The following is an 18,011-nucleotide window of genomic DNA, read 5'->3' on the forward strand; positions in this document are numbered from 1 at the left end:
TATCACAAATAGAGCGAATTTAATGACTTAGAAAATACTTTACAATAAAATATACACCAACAGCTAGCCCCATTATCACGATAATACTCACCAGCAATAGTGAGTATTTCACCGTCGGGGACATGTAATAAGGTACTGCCTCTAGCCAGTGATTCAATAGTTTAACTAGATTATAGTTGGATTTTCCGTTCTTCCTCTGGTGATGCTCTGTTAAGGTGTTTGCCATATTAGCTTTACTTTTCAGCAGGATCCCCTGAATAACAGGTTTTGGTGATTGATCCTGAATAATCATCGTCACGATAGCTCTTCTCATGATTACGAAGTTACTAAACGAAACCCTCTGGTTCGTGCTCATGAACACAAGAAAATGATTCAAGCGAGATGCAAGCTGTCTAATCCAAGATTGGTTATAGATTATCCTTTGACCCATGACAACATCGTAACCCTCGTTAATCTTATTAATTAGCTTTATAACCTCACTGGGCGGATTTTGCATATCATCATCCATTAGAACAACAAGCTCACCCCTGCAATGTCTAAGCCCTGTCATTAATGCAAGCTGTTGGCCGCTATTCGTCTCGTTATGAATAACAATAACATTCGTATACTGGTCCCTCAGGTTCTCGCATACTTGACGACTATCATCCTTGCTGCCATCGTTGATTAGAATGATCTCTAATGAAAATAAATCATTGTATAAGTGTAGTAGTGATGTTACCACAATCCCAATGCTGTCCTGTGAGTTATACACGGGAATCACTATAGATAATTCAATATGCTCCACTTTTTTATTCTCTTTCCACATGTCATCGTGTCACTCTTCTTAATATGTAGTAGATCTCCTTCATCTCGAAACCGACAAATGAATACGCTCTTAATGCTTCGAAGTTGTTAGATGAGACCAATAAATTCATTTTGGTAAATCCTGCCTCTGCCGTCCAAGTGAGGACCTCCTTCATGTAGCGTACTCCAATAGCCATTCTTCTATAATTTTTATAAAGGCTGGCTAGTATCGCATGGATGGTTTTATCTTTTCCTTTAAGAAAAAAATAGAAACCGATCTTATTTGACTTTAATGTCGCCTCTACGATTATAGCATTCCCGCTAAGAAACCCATCCCTGATCCAATTCATATAACGTTTGTGCGCTAAGCTACTCCCTAATACAGGATCAAGCGACACTCTATCGGTAACAAAAAGATTCTCATCAATATTGGACAGCATATCTTCCAACCGTTCCATGCTATCTATTGTTTGGAATTGAATGCGCTCCGAATTTGCTTTTGTGAATCGGGATTGTTCTGTGAGGTTCGTTAGATTCACAGTCATTTCCATTTGCATCTCCATAAATCTAAAGCCAGCTTCCTCAAGACCATGTACGAGATCTATTCTAAGCTTAGGTACTTTAGCTACGATATAGTCATAGGTTGTATAATCATCTTCAAGAGCAACCAAACAATCCGCTGAATCATTTGCGTCTATTTCGATTTCCAGCACTTTTTTATCAAAATTCCGCTTTTCCCAATATGCATCTCTCTTATTCATTGTATGACTCCTTAACCTTTTTTGCTTCTTCTTCATCTGCAAAATATCGTTTAATCAAACTTGCCGTATAATGAATATCTTCTTGTTGCAAACCGAAATACATAGGAAGTCTCATAATTTTTTCACTTTCGCTTGTTGTATGGATATCCGCTTCATGAAAGAGTCCGTACCTTTTCCCCATGTCGGAACTATGCAAGGGAGCGTAGTGCACAGTAGTCGTTACCCCATTTTGTTCTAAGTAAGACATTAATCCGGTTCGGACGGTTTGATTTTTGACTTTAATATAAAAGATATGTCCGTTATGATTGACGTCCTTGGGGATGACTGGCAGCATCAGCTTGTCGTCAAGCATTAATTCTTCTAATGCAACATAGTAGGTTTGCCAACTTCTTAATCTATCTGCGTTAATAGGTTCGGCCAATAACAATTGAGGATATAAGTATGCAGCATTCAATTCGCTTAATAAATAAGAAGATCCGATGTCGATCCAAGTATATCTATGGATTGCCCCTTGCAAATACTTTGTACGATTGGTTCCTTTTTCCCTAATGATCTCTGCTCTTTCAATAAATCTTTTGTCATTGATAATCAATGCTCCGCCTTCGCCACAATGATAATTTTTCGATTCATGAAAACTGAAACACCCTAAATGACCGATCGTACCCAAATACTTGCCCTGATACTTGCTCATTAATGCATGCGCCGCATCTTCAATAACAACCAAATTATATCGATGAGCAAGCCTCATAATTTTGTCCATCTCACAGGAGACACCCGCATAGTGTACGGCAACAATCGCCTTCGTTTTATCCGTAATTGCTCTTTCTATTAGCATCTCATTTATATTCATCGTATCTAGTCGAATATCTACGAATACGAGTTTAGCGCCACGAAGGATAAAGGCATTCGCCGTGGAGACAAACGTAAAGGAGGGAATAATAATCTCATCCCCTTCGGCAATATCGAGCAAGATGGCAGCCAACTCGAGCGCATGTGTGCAAGATGGAGTTAAAAGCGCTCTGTCACAAGCTAACGTATCTTCAAACCAACTACTGCATTGTTGGGTCAGAGGGCCATCACCCGCCATTTTCCCGGTTTCCATCACTTTGCGAATATAGAGTTCTTCTTTTCCTGTAATTAGCGGCTTATTAAAAGGAATCATTTCACTGTAGCTCCGTTCATCTCGTTGTCGTATCTACATGACGCAATACGGTATAATTCGTCGGCATCGCTTCTACAGTAATTGCCTCGTAATTGATATTCAGATACTCCCACAGAATCGGGTGCGTATTGCGAAATCGCAGATCATCCCTTCCATCCAAGGCAATATCTCCGAGAATAACCAAACTTACGTTGTTCTGCTTTAATTCTTGAATCTGTTCGCGTTGCCTATCTTCAGTCTCAGGGAACAGCAAATAAATATCCCACAAGGGTGCCTTCAAATTCAAGAGGGGGTACAACGTAGGCGTATGGGGAGCAATAAAAAGATTTTCCCCCGATTTGAGGTATAGATTCTTGATGTCCTGTACAGTTCGAATAAAGTTAGCGGTAAATGCATCTACACTTATCTCATTACCGGCTAGATCCAACTTCACAAACGGATTATCCGGAGGCGCCTGTATTTGTTGATTCAAGGGTTGAACCCTGCCTACAGACAAAAATGAGACGATTAACATGGTGGTCAAAAAAACGATGGATTTAACCTTGCTTCGTTTTAAATATTCTAGAGCCCAAAAACAGGATCCCAGCAGTAGCGGGAAAATCCCTTGAGCTAAATGTCCCAAATCTGCACGCGAGAAAGCAACATGTATATAGGGGATGCCTACAGATACTGAGGCGACAAGATATAAGTTTGTTTTCTTAAAAATTATGCTACGTATCGCCCATCCAGCAGGGAATAGAAGTACTAGAAGAAACAAACAGCCCACAATGAGTCCGCTGACGATGTCCATAACAGGAAGGTTGGTAAAGTCTACTCTCCAAGGCCAAGGAAGAGGAAGAGGAAGATTGGTATTCCCTAATCGGAACAGCCAGATGATTGTATCAATAAAGTTCTTGAAAGATCCAGGGATAAAAATAAACATAAGAAGCCTCGGAGAATACCCGATGAAGATGCCGATTCCTATACAGCCAATTTTCTTCATGAAGTTCGCTCTGTCTATTTTGAAGAAGATGTATAAAGAGGTAATAGCAAATGAGATAAGTAAATACAGCCCATGATTACTACCAAAGAAAGCGGCAAGACCAATAAAGATTCCACTAAGTATATATCGAACAGGTTTTGGTTTCTCCAACAGGAGAATAACCATATATATTGCAATCATGCTGATGCTGATATCGAACATCTTGTGCCTAGGGTATACCCATAACATCAAGATAGTACCTATGATCAATAAGGAGCCCCATGATTTAGTCACACGTCTTACTGAAAGCAGAGCACACGTCAGTCCTATCAGTAGAAATAAAAGTACGGCAAGTCTAAGTGTAAGTATATTGGTGTTGCCGAATATCTTAAACCAGAAGGCTACCCAATAATATCTGCCAGGATCATAAGACTGAAAATCCATTAATGGAATTTCTCCAATAGATGTTTGAATGGCTCCGTACCAGAGATAGCCTTCATCCGACATGTTAATTCCAATATTTGCCTGTATAATAAAAGTGATGCCTATTAAGATAAATGACAACCCGCATATGTATGTCCAATCCGGAATCTTTTTCATATCTACACTTCCACCCTGTTAAATAGCATTCCTTCTCAATATCCATCTCATATCGAAGCTATATTTTTATAAAATTGAAATCTATTATTGTTGTAATATAAAGTAATTATTAGTTATTATATAATAGCTCTTCCTTAATGGATAGTGCTCGGTGTCATGAATGTTGTCATATGACAAATTGTAATTTAGTGGATTAATTGGTCTTAAAATGCCGAGGATGGAGATTGTTTTGATGGAAAATAGTCATTTGGAAAGAAACCTGATTCAAAGAGTCTGCATTGGCGATATGCTCATAAGAACTACCCAACGTTTTCCCAATAAAATTGCTTTAGTTGATGGGGATGTTGCATTAACATATAAGGAATTTAATGAAAAAGTAAATCAGGTTGCTCGTACCATTCTTCAAAGGGGTTACCAAAAGGGCGATGTTGTAGCAACCCTGTGTGAAAATACGAATGAATTCGTCATCACTTATTTTGCATGTGCGAAGTCCGGTTTAGTCGTCATGCCTCTGAATGTAAAGCTGGCGTGTGTCGACCTTGCTTATCAGTTAAACCAATCTGAAACCAAAGTTCTCGTTTTCACACAAAGCTCGAAGGATAAGGTGGAGAATTTAATCGATGAAGTTCCTACCTTACAAGATCTCTTCATGACAGAAGTCGATGTAGAGTCTATGTTAAGGGGAAAGAACATTTTCCCTTTTTCACAACTGGAGTCCGGGGACGCTTCGGAAATTGAAGTTATTATTGAGGATCGAGATACTTTCCAATTAATGTATACCTCTGGAACCACTTCAACTCCAAAGGGAGTAGAGACAAGCCATCTTGCCATTTATTTTTCTGCAATGAGCACAGCTTTGCAATATAAATTGGATCATAATGATTCCTCCATTGTTATGTTGCCCTTATTCCATGTAGGGGGATTAAGCTGTATCCTTCTGCCGAACATTTTGGTAGGCGGGACAAATGTGCTAATAAGACGATATAATGCATCGAATATCTTGAATGCGATGGAAGAATACAGGACGACTTGGACGATGCTTTCTGCCCCGATGTGGCTTGAAATTTCAGACCAACCCAGTCTTTCGGGAAGAGATTTTTCTTCCATGAGACTTTGTGTATGCGCTATTGCGACTTTACCGCTCGCAAGACATCAACAGGTTAAAAATATATTTAATGATGCTACTATTATATTGATATCAGGGCAAACAGAATTTACACCGCCGAATACAGCTCAACGTCCCGAACATGCAATTTCAAAAAGCAGTGCGTGGGGGGAGCCTGTCGTAGCCCAAACCGCCAAAGCAATGGATGATCATGGTAATATATTGTCTCCTGGAGAGCTTGGAGAGTTAGTATACCGCGGTCCTCAATCGATGACACGTTATTTCAAAAATCCTGAAGCAACTGAAAACGCATTCAAGTATGGATGGTTCCATTCTGGTGATAATGGTTTTATTGATGAAGAGAATGTAGTATGGTTTGTTGATCGCAAGAAAGACATGATTAAAACCGGAGGTGAAAATGTAGCTTCGGTTGAAGTCGAATTAGTTGTTAGAAGCCATGCGAAAGTAGCCGAATGTGCAGCTGTTGGTTTGCCTCATGAACGTTGGAGCGAAGCCGTTACTGTATTCGCTAGAATAAAAGAAGGAGAATCCGTTCAGGAAAATGAGCTGATTGATTATTGTAAAGAACGATTAGCCGGTTTTAAAGTGCCTAAGAAAGTTGTCTTTATGAACGAATTCCCAATGACAGCAAGTGGAAAGATTCAAAAGCATGAATTGAGGAATATATATAAAGATCTTTATAATATAAAAGAAGTAAATATATAAGTCCTAGCTATCACCCAGTTTCAGCTAGGGGGCTACGGCAAAAATTTCGCTCTATTTGTGATAAGGTTCAGCTTAACGGGTCTATCGGCGAAAAATGCGAAAGAATCCTGCCGTGGCGCATAATTTACTCGTTCCAAGAGCTATGTTAATAGGCCTTCATAACATACTCAGAAGGCCGTCGAAGTAATCGGCGGCCTGATTGTAAGTGATTCAACTATCGTTTCTCGTTAGTGCAAAGGTTCGAGTAACTCCACCGCTTTACTTTGGTTACGATCAAACATCGAATCGTCAAAGATGAATGCGGTCACGCAGTTATCGGAAGTCAATTTCTCCACTTTCTGAACCGTCGCAGCGCTCAGCGATAAAAGGAATTGCCACCACGCGAATTTTTCGTGTGGTTTAAGAATCGATAAACGGGTGTTTCTATTTTTACAAGGATAGATCTTTATCCTGATGCAGCTTTATTTACCAAAGACCGTCCTTTCAACCCTAGTAGTCCACAAGTTTTCAAATAAAAACAGACGGTATTCACTACCGTCTGAGTAGCTATTTTCCGCCCTGCCTTCCTTTCAACCATAATATACAAACAATAGGGCGAAATCAAAAGGCACCCGCTTGGGTGCCTGCTTTGTGATGAATAACGGTATGAAGCGATATCTCCCTTGCAAATAATACTAACGAAGATGTCTAAGTTGTTCTCGTAGGTGATCATTTTGCGGGTGATGCGGCTTTCGGGCGGAGGCTTAATTCATTCTAAAATCGATATGAGGCGGCAGCGGGAACAGGGCAGAAGCTCGGGCAACAAGCTCATCCGTTATCTCCAGATTGTCCTTCAAGGCCATTTTGCGGGCATGATACTGATACCAGAGCTCAACGATCGACTTATCGCCCTCGCGAAGCGTAGCCACTTCTGTAGCAAACAATCGCTCGAGGAATTCAAACTCGTCCTTCTCCAACGCCGTTGGAGCGACGATAATTTGCAAGCGCTGGTTTGCTTGGGTCGAATCCGGCATTGCCTTGTAGACACTCCAGGCTTCGGATCGCTGGCCGGACTGGATAAGCAGACTTATGTATTCCTCCGCAAACGCCACGTCCGGGAAACCATTCGAAATGTCGATGATTTGTTTCATATAGGAGAGCGCTGCATCTGTGTCCTCCTTGCGCAAAGCCGTCTCTGCCAGATTGCGGTATACCCAGGCAGACGGACGAAGCTGCAGGGAGCGCTCCCACGCTTCGATCGCTTCCTCCTCGGCCCCTTGTTCATACAACATTACGCCAAGATGCATATACGCCGCCCACGACTCATTGTTCCGTTCCGACAGACTGTCCTGCAGCATGTCGCGCCACTCGTCCTGCACCATCCACGAAGCTGGAATATCGTCAATCGAACTGTCCGGCAATCGCCCTGTCTCTAGAAGCTCCAGCCATACATGCTGAGCGGCGGATAGACTTGCAACCTCAAATCGAAGTCCTGCCGGCGTCGAGCGCCCCTCCTTCTTCTCCCTGCGAAGACGCTCAAGAGCGCCCCAGCCCGATCCCGTATGGAGCAGCTCCTTCGGTTCCCGGTCGGCGTAGCTCTGCAGCTTGTCGTGGATACGATAAACCTCATCTTCCGGAAGCAGCTGTTCGATCTCGTCATCGATGTATTTCCGAGCTGTTTTCCAGTTTTCTTCATGAGCTTGATTCGCATCCACGTTAGCAACTCCATACAACTGGGTGAAATCCCAAGCCGTCGTGGCAGGTTGATCCAGACCATGCAACTGCGTTGGAGAAAATCCGGCTTGAATTTCGATATAATCGCCCTCGCCCGGCTTCGCTAAGAAATCGCACCAGCGCCGACCTCCGGCATGGCTTCCCCAGCAGAACATTTTATTGTAACGAAGTCTAGCAGTCGAACGATTGTATACCAATCGGCCATCCTCGTACGCGACGGCTTCCCAAGGCGCTTTGACTTCCTCCGGGTTCTGGAAGAAATAATCGCAGGAGAATGGGAATCGATTGGGATAAGAGAGATCAACATCCGGCATCATTGGCAAATGCGGAAGCTTAGCCGCGCCTAATTCTCTAACACGACTATCTAAGAAGATTACCTCATCGGTGGAGGAGAATACGCGCACCTGTTTCGTCTCAGCAACAGCTGCATTCGTCCACCAATACATGGGAACAGAAGCGGCATTGTCGTTATTGACCCGAACGTAGATGCACAGGTTCTCCGAATCGGGCGGAAGATGGAAGTCAATTTGCCAAAATACGTTTTTGCAGCGCTCATATTCATAAATCCGAAGAAACTCGTTCCCCTCATCGTCCGTCAGCTTCGCTGCATGAAGAGGAGAGCACGTCGTGAACGTATGCCCAAAATGCCCGATATTCCACTCGATTCCGCCCGAGAACCATGCATTCCGGATGGCCAGATTCGCCGGCTGCATGACGGGGTTGCGGAACAGCAGCTCCCGATTCGTCCGCTTATCGACCAACGAATACAATCTGCCGCCATAGTCAGGAAGAAATACTGCTTGCAGGATGTTGTTCTCAAGGATAATCGTCTTAAGCGTCATCATTTTCTTTTCTCTTGTATACCTATCCTGAATACGATATGGCAAAACTCTCACGCCGGTCTCGTAGCCCAGCTTTATTTTCTGTTCAGACGAAAGGGTTCCATTTTCTTTGACGATCTGGTCTTTCGTTCTGCTTCTAAAGATCGGGAGCGGGTTTTCCCCATTCAGCTCTGCTCCTTCAATTAACAATTCAGATTGATAAACGGCCATGATCTTCTCCTCCTATATATTCGATTCCGCTTTTCATATCCCCGAGGTCGGTGATACGGGAACATACTAAAGAAGGGGCATAATTCCATCACCCCTTCAGGAATAATAGCTACACTTAAATCCGTCGGTTGATTGTACAAACTTTTCTTGCGTCGTTGCCGCTAATGTCGGTACTGCCGCAGTTGGAAGCGGTTAATGCCCTAGAAAACGGAAATTATCAAAGTAGACGGTAGTCGGGTTATTCGGCTTCATCCACAGCTCGATTCCCTTCATATGAGTCAGATCGAGATTGCTCAGCTCATTCAGCGGAATGCTTACGGATTGCGATGAATTCGGCCCAATGACGATAGGATGCGTATCGTTCGGCGTGTTATTCTCGTCGAAAAACTTCGCGGCCACCATGACCTGTGTATTGTTCGGATTATAGACGTCAAAATTCACGGAAAGATATTTCGACCAGTCCGCCGACGGGAATGCGGTTCCCGCCCCGAATAATCTCACGCTCGGAAATTCTACGTTTGTCGTATAATCCGCCTTCATTGAATAATTGCCCTGCGTCACATGCTGACTCGATAAACTCAAATTGACATTGTTCCCTTGCCAACGGTCCAGATCCTGGCTCGTTTCCGCGTAATTGAGCGGAGTTACCGTAAGAGGCTCGTAACCGAGAAAATGAAAATTATCAAAGTAGACGGTAGTCGGGGTATTCGGGTGCATCCATAGCTCGATTCCTTTCATCCGGGAAAGATCAAGATTGCCCAGCTCATTAAGCGGAATGCTGACCGATTGCGATGAATTCGGACCAATTACAATTGGATGCGTATCGTTAGGTGTGTTGTCCTCGTCGAAAAACTTCGCGGCCACCATCACCTGCGTATTGTTCGGATTGTAGACGTCAAAGTTCACGGTAATATACTTCGACCAATCCGCCGATGGGAATGCGGTTCCCGCGCCAAATAGTCTCACACTCGGAAATTCTACGTTTGTCGTATAATCCGCTTTCAACGAATGACTACCTTGCGTCACATGCTCGGTCGACAAGCTCAAGTTGACGTTGTTCCCTTGCCAACGAGCCAGGTCCTCGTTTGTTTCCGCATAATTAAGCGGAATTACCGGAAGCTGTTCATAACCGAGAAAATGAAAGTTATCAAAGTAGACGGTAGTCGGGCTATCCGGCTTCATCCAAAGCTCGATTCCCTTCATCCGGGTCAAATCGAGATTGCCCAGCTCATTCAGCGAAATGCTGACCGACTTGGACGAATTGGGGCCGATGACGATCGGATGCGTATCATTCGCCGTGTTGTTCTCGTCGAAAAACTTCGCGGCTACCATGACCTGCGTATTGTTCGGATTGTAGACGTCGAAGTTCACGGAAATATACTTCGACCAATCCGCAGACGGGAATGCGGTTCCCGCCCCGAACAATCTCACATTTGGGAATTCTACGTTTGTCGTATAATCCGCCTTCAACGAATGATTGCCTTGCGTAACGTGCTCGGTCGACAAACTCAAGTTGACGCTGTTTCCTTGCCAATGGGACAGATCCTGGCTCGTCTCCGCGTAATTGAGCGGTGTTTTATACACAGGAGGCGTCGGATCTTGACCGAACAGAACGATGGTTTGCTCTCTCGAGACACCGTTGCCGGAAACCGTCAATTGCAGCTCGTTAATTCCGGGCTGCACATCTACCGTCTTCGTGTAGACGGCATACTGCCCGTGCTGCTCCGTCGGAGACAGCGTCTGGCCCTCCAAGGCGACCGACGTGCCCATCCCGACATAGATGGTCACCTGCTGCTTCAAGTCCTCGACCGTCTCCGAAGTGACGAGAGCGAGCGGACTTTGTTGCAAGGCGACAATTCGTTCGGCAATCTCCCGGCGCGCTTGCAGCAATCGTTCAGGCTCCTCGTCATAACGGCTAACCGACTTATACAGCCGGTCGTAATATGACTTCATCTCCGCGTCGACGTCGAACGAAGCGATGCCGAGCTGCTGGGCCGCAGCCTTCATGCGATCTTCCAGCAACCACAAATATTCATAATCCTCCAAACCTTCGCGAATCGCGTCAAGCCGAATGGACGGTATCGGTCCGTTGATTCCGTGATCCCTGCCCGGATACAATAAGAAACCATCGCCATTCGCTCCCGGGAAGGCCATCGGATCGTTCCATACGTCGCGCTCGACGTCTTGATTCCCGTCATATTTCAGGAAGAACGTGGTAGACCAGAATAGATTGCCCTCTATCTTGTTCTCTCGCTGCATCCATGATAGCAGTCGCGCACCCAACAGGTCGTCATCGATATGATAGGACGGATAAGGATGCTGCGGTACGACGCAAGTATACCACCATAAGTGATCGCCGGCCGCCAGGCGAGCCTGAGCCGCGTTACGGTCGTAGTTGTGCAGGAGCGGCGCCCACGTGTTTACGTAGCCCGTCAGTTCGGGAACCGGCTCTTTGGTCACAAGAAATTTGGCGTCCGGCGCGATCGTCTTTAGCTCGTTCGAGATTTGCTGCACGAGCGAATAGTCGTCGTCGTCTTCCGGCTCATCCGTGCTCCATACATAGAAGTAGCCTTTGCTTAGCCAGCCTTTGTTTCGGAGCTTGTCGACAAGGTCTTTCGTCTTGGTCGGATTGCCCTCGTAATAAGGAATTCGGAAGCTATTCACCCGCGGATCCGTCAGGAACGGCTCCGCCTTCAGAATATATTCGTCGACGTCGTCCGTCGGAATCGGCAAGTCTCCGGAAGCGACTCTATATTCCAGTTGAGCCCAGTAATAATTTTCCATTAAAGTCCAATACTCGGGCATATTGGGCGTTACGCCGTGGTAATCGGCCAATTGTTTGCTCGTAATGGCAAACGCGGTCTGCGTATGGGGGGTGTCGCCTAACTCGAAATCCCAGACGCGAAAGGTGATCGGCACCTGGAATGAGGTCTCGTTGGCCTGAAGGGTAAGCTGCCCTTGATAATCGCCCGGCTGCTGTCCCTTCGGCACCTTGACCGTAAGCCAGACACCTTGGTTCTGCCCGAGCGGCACGTCGAAGACGCTGTTCGGCTTCAGCGGAATGAGGGCATCCGGGTACCAGCCTGTCGGATAAGCCCCTGTCGTAGGCGTCGTCACCTGGATATAATGCTCTCGATACAATTGAATGCTGCTTGCAGGAATGACAGCCGTTCCGCCGCCGGTCACGGTAAGATTAGTGATGCTGGCGTTCACGCCCGTCAAAGCCGTGTCGGTGGCCTTCAAGATGACCTGTCCGCTTTCGTACTCGTTTTTGGCCGCTTCCATGTTCAGAGTCTGCATCGGGTTATTCGGGAACGGCGCATTGCGCAGCACCTTCTCCGTATTGGTCGGCACCCAGAACGACGATACTGCCGCAGGTGCAGGTGGACTGTCCGCATGAACGGACATTGCTCCGCTTGAAAATAGCATTAGAACTGCCAACGCCACTATCAAATGCTTCTTCACGATGATCCCCACTTTTCATAAAGATGATTATTTCAGGCCTGTCATGGAAATGCCCTGCACTAGTTGCTTCTGCACGGCAAAATAGAGCAATAGAATCGGTATGGTGGCCACGGTCAGCATCACCATGATGTTGTTCCATGTCGCGAACGAACCGTTCTGCGCGGTATAGATTCTAACCATAATCGTCCACAGCCTATCGCTGGGAAATACAAATAGCGGCATGATGAAGTCGTTGTACACCGCCATAAACGTCTGCAAAATATTTACGGCGAACACTGGCTTGGAAAGCGGGACAATGATCTGCGCGAACATCCGGAAGGCGCCCGCTCCGTCAATTTTCCCCGCTTCCATCAGCTCATTCGGCAAGCCGTCGAAAAATCCCTTAAACAGAAAGATCATGTACCCCCAGGAAGCGGAGGGCAAAATATACGCCAAGTAGTTGTTCAACAGATTCACGTGAATGATCGGCAGGTCCGATAGCATGATATAAGTCGGAAACATGAGCGCCTGACTGCTGATCATCAGGGTACCGAGAAAGAACAGCAGCAGCGTCTTACTGAATTTAGGCTTAAGCTTGGATAAGGAGAAAGCCGCCATAGCGCTGATCGGGATTTGCGTCAGGATAACCCCTCCGCACAAAACAATCGTGTTCCACAAATTCTCCCACAGCGGATATTTAGTAAACGTATCGACGATACCGGAGAAATCCCAGGTTTCCGGAAGCAGAGTGGGAGGAATCTGGATGATTTCTAGGCTCGTCTTAAAGGAATTGGAGACCATCCAAAAAAACGGAAAGAGCTGAAACGGTATGCCAATGAGCAACAGCGCAATGATGCCCCAATGAAGTGCTCTGCCTTTCGTTTTTTTGATCTCGGCTTCATTCAGGACTGACACGTGCTTTCCTCCTACTTCTCTCGGGAAGTCAATTTCATCTGTAACGCCGTAATAATAAAGATGATGACAAAGGCGATATTCGCGAGCGTAATGGCGTAGCTATAATCAAGATTGTTCATGGCGGATTTGAGAGCATAGAGGATCAGCGTCGTCGTCTCCCCGACCGGACCGCCTCCCGTATACACGAGCGGAACCGCCGCTTCGTTAAATCGATTGATCAAATCCATAATAAACATGACTTTGACGATCGGCATTATGAACGGGAGCGTAATATGCCAGATTCGTTTGGCAACGCCGGCTCCGTCAATCATCGCCGATTCGTACATTTCCTTCGGAACCTCGTTTAATGACGCCATGTAAATAACCATGGACATGCCGCCGGAAATAATAAGACCCGGCAAGTACATCGCCCATTTCACCAGCGCCACGTCGTTCAGCCAAGTCAGACCCGGCAAATGGAAATAATTAAGAATGGCGTTGGCCAATCCATAGTCCGGCGAATAAATGTATTTCCATAGCACAAGAATCGCAATGCTAGGCGCTACGGCAGGAATAAAATAAGTCATTCTGAAAAACGTCTTGCCCTTCCTGACTTCGTTGACGAGCAACGCCAAAATAATGGGAGGCCAGAAATTCAGGATCAAGCCGATTACCCAAAACTCTACGTTGTTCCGAAGCGCGGCATAGAAGTCTGGGTCCGCGAACGCACGTGTATAGTTGCTAAACCCGACGAATTTGCCGGGTAGCTCGACGATATTGATTTCATAGAACGAGATAAAAAAGCCGAGCAGAATCGGATAGTATTTGAACACTAAAAAAGCGAGCAGAGCGGGAAGAAGGAATATCCATGCTGCGAATTGGTCATTCCCGCTCTTTTTTCTCGAAAGAAGTTTCATTTCCGTCAACCACCAAATCTTCAAGGTTTGATTTCTATGATTCTAGGGGTAGCTCCGATCTATTTACGAAAAGAGTCTGGAAATTTGGTGTAAAGCTCATCCGCGGTTTTGTCCAATAGACTCTTGACCTCGTCGCGCGAAATGTCCTTCTTGAGCAGAATTTGCTGCAACGGCTTCGACAGCGCGTTTTTCAGATCGTTCCAGTTCGGGCAGAACGGCTCCGACTTGGCTCCTGCGGCAGCGGCGATCAGTTCTTGCTTGATTCTCTCAGGTACGGTGGTGGACATGCTTAGCTTGAGCTCGTACAGGTCTTTCCTGGCAGGAACGTTCAGGTCGGAAATATTCTCTCTCGCCGCAATCTCCCATTGTTCCTTCAAAACCTCTTCATCATAGGTGATGTAAGTTAATACATCGAACGCCGCTTTCTGCTCTTCCTTGCTGGCCTTCGGATTAATCGTAATGACTCTGCCTCCCGCAAGAGAAGGCCTAGTAATGGACTTGTCTTTCACGGGCATCGGCATGATGCCGAAGTCGTCCAGCTTCTGACCGTACTTATCAAGAGAGGTCTGATCCAGGCCGCTAACGTCAAACCAGGAGAAACCGGCACGACCCGCCATAATATCGTCCTGAAGCTTGTTCCAGTCCTGCAGCGTATCCTTTTGCGTCATTTTGTGCTTCCATACCATTTCGTTCCAGAATACAGCGGCGTCAACGCCCGCTTCTTCATTAAATGCGATTTTATAGGTACCATCCCCGTTCGGTCTAACCATTTCTCCGCCGGCGGACCATACCCATGCCGTGAATGGCCAAGCATTCCAATCCATGCCTACGATTTCATATCCGAATCTCGGTACGCCGACATCGGTAATCTTCTGCCCCAACTCCGCGAATTCCGCCCATGTTTCCGGAAGCTTCTCCGGGTCTCCGCCGCCGGCTTTGATCGTTTTCGCGTTATACAGCGTATTAATGAATCCGCTAAACACCGGAACGGCATAAAATTTCCCGTCCGTTGTCGATATCGATTCGTTGAAGGTGTCAATCATCTTGTCTTTATGTTCCCAAGAATTGTAGAACTCGGTGATATCCGCAATCGTTCCATTTTTGATCCGGGTTGGAATATCCACATTCGGGAATTCACGCCAGCCGGTCGGCGCTTCATTTGCCATCAGCGCTTTGTCATATTCCTGTCTGTAGTCCGTGCCCGGCTTCAGCGTCTCATCCTGGATTTCGATGTTTGGAAATTTCTGTTTTACCTTTGCCATCACCGCATTGTAGGCTTCGACTTTGCCCTTGGGCGCATCCGGCTGAGGCTTTTCCCATAATTTGATTTTTATTTTCGCGCCCTGCTCCGTCTGCCCAGCCTGTTCCGCCGTATTGCCCGACTGCCCGGACGAATTCGGCTCGGACTTGCTTCCCCCGCAGCCGGTTACCGTCATTAAGGTCAAACCGACAACTGCTGATAAACATAGTGATTTCGCTAATTTTGTTTTCATTCTTGTTGCTCTCCCCTTTTGTTAGTTTTCATGTAAATTCACCAGACACGATGCGGAAGACATCCCACCGCTTAACACTTTCATGCCCATGGTCTCGGAATGAACGACGTAGGCTTAAGATTCTACCACCTCCTTTCATCACGGTGAGCGCTTCCATTTCGTTTCCGGTTAAAATTGGATCAGAATTGCGCTAAGCGGCTTCACAACACACGAAAATGTTTCCGATTCATCGGCCTGTAACGTGAGCGGTTGCGAGCCGTCCGGATGCGACAGCAAGACGGCATTCTTCCCGGTGCATGACCCCGTTTCCAAGCAGAACGCCTGCTCTTCGCGGGTATAATTGACGAACAATTGAGCTTGGCTACCGTCGTCTGCCTCCCAGCGGGTTGTAAGCACCGCAGGCACCGCAAGCTCGCGGCCGTCATGCATGCTAAACCGCTTCATCTCAACGTTGGAAAGCGGGTACGGCTTCAACATGCGCCCTTGATATAGATAGGCTTTGCCTGCTCCTGTACGCCATGGATTCGTATTGCGGATGAACTCGAGAATCGGCTCCTGCTCCGGCAGCGGTATATCCTGACCGACTCCCCAGTTCCACGTCATTTCTCCGTTTTCCGTCAGCACCACGGTCGACATATCGCCTGCATGGAACGAATACGCCATCCGGTATAGCAGATTGTCCGGGGAGCGGCCGTGGTCGAAGGCTTCGTGGGCCATGACCTGATTTCCCATGAAATTGTTGATGTAGCGATGGTACAGAAAAGCATATAAGGGAATCGGCGTCCCGATAAAATAGTTAAGGTTAAACCGAGCGTCGTTGAACAGAAGGTCCGGGATATACGGCTCCGCCGAAGCGGACTCGCATCCGAACAGCACCTTCTTGCCGGCGCGTTCGGCCGTCTCTTGCAGCGCGCGGAACAAGGCGCTCATCGCCTCAGTCTGCCATTTGCCCGGCGCAGGCGGGTGGCCATGCGTTTGGCTGTAGCAGAAATAAGAAGTTCCGCCATGGTTTTGGTCGAACGCTTGAATATAGTCGACGCCGCCCTCGATCATTTGCTTGGTCTCGGATATCATCGTCTCGTTTGTAAAGGGATGAGCCGAGCACAAATCGTAACCGCGGCGTTGGGCTGTGCAGATTTTCGAATAAGGCAGATCGCCTTGAGGCGACAGGCACATCGCATCCGCCAGATTTTCCCGATCGAACTGCTCCTTTCGGTTGTACGACGAGATCAGATTGCTCTGCTCCGTCCATCCGATGCCGCTGCAGTAGACGCCAAGGAGATGTCCGGATGCATGCACTCGGTCTGCAAAAGCCCGAAACGCTTCCTCTCCGCCAAACGGCGGCCACACATATGGCGGCGCCCAAGGCGCGCTGCCTTCCCAGTGCATCAGAAGCACCATGATTTTGCCGCCGAACGCTTCCGCCAGCCGTTCGATGTGCGGCATCGCTTCCAAGTAGGGAAACAGCTTGTTCGGATCCATGACATCCATATCGTGTCTGCCCCGCACAGGGTAGGTCACGACTACCGGGGAATCCGAATACCAGTCGGGAAGCCGATTGTTCTCGGCAATCGGCACCGCGTCGCGACGGGGGTTCGCCTCATACCAATCCCGATAAATCGCCGCCGCGTCATGCCAATCCCCTTCGAATACGCCCAACACCATATCGTACGACATCGCATAGGCGCCGCCTCCCGGATACAGCCGAAACTGCAGACGAATCCCGTCTTCCACAGGATAATACTCGACGCATTTCACATGTCCGTCCGGATCGTGCGCCCCGAAATAGAGGCCGCCGCTATCGTCGTAGTAGGCCATGAACTGAGATGGCACAATAGCCGGATAGATGCCGTCGATGCCGCGGCTCGGATAGTTAGGCTCAACGTAGTGCGCAAAGGACGCTTCGCGTACGGTCGCGTCTTCGATCAAGGCACCTTCGTTAAAAGGCCAAACCAGCTTGCCCGTCCCTCCCGTTGCGATCAGGTCATTCGGCACGACGACATTCGGAAAATCGATCCATTCGATGATCCAATCCGTCCCATGATCGGCATCTAGACGCCAGTAGGTAAATGGCGAGTCTAGCGGGCAGCGAATCGTCACCAACACGCGGAGCGGAAGCCCGTCGAACTCCGAATAGCTCACTTCGATTCGCTCGGAACCTTCTGACGCGGATAATGAAACCGCTTTCGATTCATGAGCTGCGATGTCATGAATTCCTCCGCCGGGATCGCGAAAACGAATCGTAAACAGCGGCCTGCTCGCGCCAGCGCGAATGAATTCTTTGTTCCCTTTGTTCAGTGCCAGCAAAGCTCCGGACGTATCGTCCAGTTCCATCCGATAGTAGCGATTTTGTACTTTCATTGACATTACGACCTTCCTTGCAATGATGTTTCCTTTATT

11 protein-coding genes and 1 pseudogene are annotated in these 18,011 nt (G+C 47.1%); 1 reads left to right on the top strand and 11 read right to left on the bottom strand.

Annotated features, from left to right (window positions below; genetic code table 11):
* Positions 1-19 precede the first annotated feature (19 nt).
* Genes M1K58_RS14435 through M1K58_RS14450 form a run of 4 tightly spaced genes read right to left on the bottom strand, consistent with a single transcriptional unit; the run spans position 20 to position 4,267 of the window.
* Entirely contained in the window at positions 20-805 is a 786-nt protein-coding gene (locus M1K58_RS14435) for a glycosyltransferase family 2 protein (protein ID WP_256759554.1), read from the bottom strand.
* Between the two features lies 1 nt (position 806).
* Positions 807-1,544 carry a GNAT family N-acetyltransferase gene (locus M1K58_RS14440; protein WP_256759555.1) on the bottom strand — a complete coding sequence of 246 codons (738 nt, stop codon included), beginning with the start codon at positions 1,542-1,544 and terminating at the stop codon, positions 807-809.
* Positions 1,537-2,706, bottom strand: coding sequence for a dTDP-4-amino-4,6-dideoxygalactose transaminase (gene rffA / locus M1K58_RS14445; RefSeq protein ID WP_256759556.1), 1,170 nt, complete (start codon positions 2,704-2,706; stop codon positions 1,537-1,539). Before rffA ends, M1K58_RS14440 begins: the two co-directional genes overlap by 8 nt.
* Before the next feature lie 16 nt (positions 2,707-2,722).
* Positions 2,723-4,267: a hypothetical protein gene (locus M1K58_RS14450; protein ID WP_256759557.1), complete on the bottom strand. Its 1,545-nt coding sequence runs from the start codon at positions 4,265-4,267 to the stop codon at positions 2,723-2,725.
* A 232-nt stretch (positions 4,268-4,499) separates the two neighbouring features.
* On the opposite strand from M1K58_RS14450, the gene M1K58_RS14455 reads away from it, so the two are divergent.
* Positions 4,500-6,098, top strand: coding sequence for a class I adenylate-forming enzyme family protein (locus M1K58_RS14455; protein ID WP_256759558.1), 1,599 nt, complete (start codon positions 4,500-4,502; stop codon positions 6,096-6,098).
* A 242-nt stretch (positions 6,099-6,340) separates the two neighbouring features.
* Here M1K58_RS14455 and M1K58_RS29840 read toward each other — a convergent pair.
* From M1K58_RS29840 to M1K58_RS14490, 7 genes and pseudogenes are all read right to left on the bottom strand, one after another.
* A pseudogene (locus M1K58_RS29840) lies at positions 6,341-6,513 on the bottom strand (IS4 family transposase); the annotation flags it as partial.
* A gap of 328 nt (positions 6,514-6,841) precedes the next feature.
* Positions 6,842-8,863 carry a DUF5107 domain-containing protein gene (locus M1K58_RS14465; RefSeq protein WP_256759559.1) on the bottom strand — a complete coding sequence of 674 codons (2,022 nt, stop codon included), beginning with the start codon at positions 8,861-8,863 and terminating at the stop codon, positions 6,842-6,844.
* A gap of 192 nt (positions 8,864-9,055) precedes the next feature.
* A complete protein-coding gene (locus tag M1K58_RS14470) occupies positions 9,056-12,328 on the bottom strand; it encodes a DUF4091 domain-containing protein (RefSeq protein WP_256759560.1) in 3,273 nt (1,090 codons plus the stop codon).
* Between the two features lie 27 nt (positions 12,329-12,355).
* Positions 12,356-13,222: a carbohydrate ABC transporter permease gene (locus M1K58_RS14475; RefSeq protein ID WP_256759561.1), complete on the bottom strand. Its 867-nt coding sequence runs from the start codon at positions 13,220-13,222 to the stop codon at positions 12,356-12,358.
* 11 nt (positions 13,223-13,233) lie between these two features.
* A complete protein-coding gene (locus tag M1K58_RS14480) occupies positions 13,234-14,118 on the bottom strand; it encodes a carbohydrate ABC transporter permease (RefSeq protein WP_256759562.1) in 885 nt (294 codons plus the stop codon).
* 59 nt (positions 14,119-14,177) lie between these two features.
* Positions 14,178-15,611 carry an ABC transporter substrate-binding protein gene (locus tag M1K58_RS14485; protein ID WP_256759563.1) on the bottom strand — a complete coding sequence of 478 codons (1,434 nt, stop codon included), beginning with the start codon at positions 15,609-15,611 and terminating at the stop codon, positions 14,178-14,180.
* A 168-nt stretch (positions 15,612-15,779) separates the two neighbouring features.
* A complete protein-coding gene (locus M1K58_RS14490; protein WP_256759564.1) occupies positions 15,780-17,978 on the bottom strand; it encodes a DUF6259 domain-containing protein in 2,199 nt (732 codons plus the stop codon).
* Between the last annotated feature and the right edge of the window lie 33 nt (positions 17,979-18,011).

Source organism: Cohnella sp. WQ 127256, assembly GCF_024519285.1.
In the GTDB taxonomy this organism is placed as follows: domain Bacteria; phylum Bacillota; class Bacilli; order Paenibacillales; family Paenibacillaceae; genus Cohnella.